The sequence below is a fragment of the Pseudoalteromonas sp. BMB genome, assembly GCF_001709235.1.
Lineage (GTDB): Bacteria > Pseudomonadota > Gammaproteobacteria > Enterobacterales > Alteromonadaceae > Pseudoalteromonas > Pseudoalteromonas maricaloris.
In genome coordinates, this window is record NZ_MBQA01000030.1 from 1 (window position 1) to 354 (window position 354).

A 354-nucleotide genomic window follows, 5' to 3' on the forward strand; every position below is an offset into this window, starting at 1 on the left:
GGGTGATTTTTCCATACAGTGGGTTTTTAGGGCGATTATCTTCTGGCAGGTAATCGCGTTTATCCTCACCATATTGCACGGTGTATTGACCGGGCGGGGCATTTTCGATTTTTGCTTTACCGCTGTCATCTAAGTTACCGGTCAGCGCTGTGCCGTTTGCAAATCGAATGGTATAAGGCGCACCCATAATTGGGCTGCCATCTTGATAGGTATAAGACAACTCAATGGTACTGCTTGCCATGGTGGCAATGCCATCGGCGGCCAGTGAGAGTCGAGCATTCTCAGAGAGCGCTTGAATTTGCGGTACACTCGGCATAGTGGCGCTTTGTTTGCTGCCAATATCTTGCTCCATGC

The 354-nt window shown here is 49.4% G+C and carries 1 pseudogene; it reads right to left on the reverse strand.

Going from position 1 to position 354, the window contains the following annotated elements:
* Positions 1-354: pseudogene (locus BB427_RS24350) on the reverse strand (contractile injection system protein, VgrG/Pvc8 family); the annotation flags it as partial.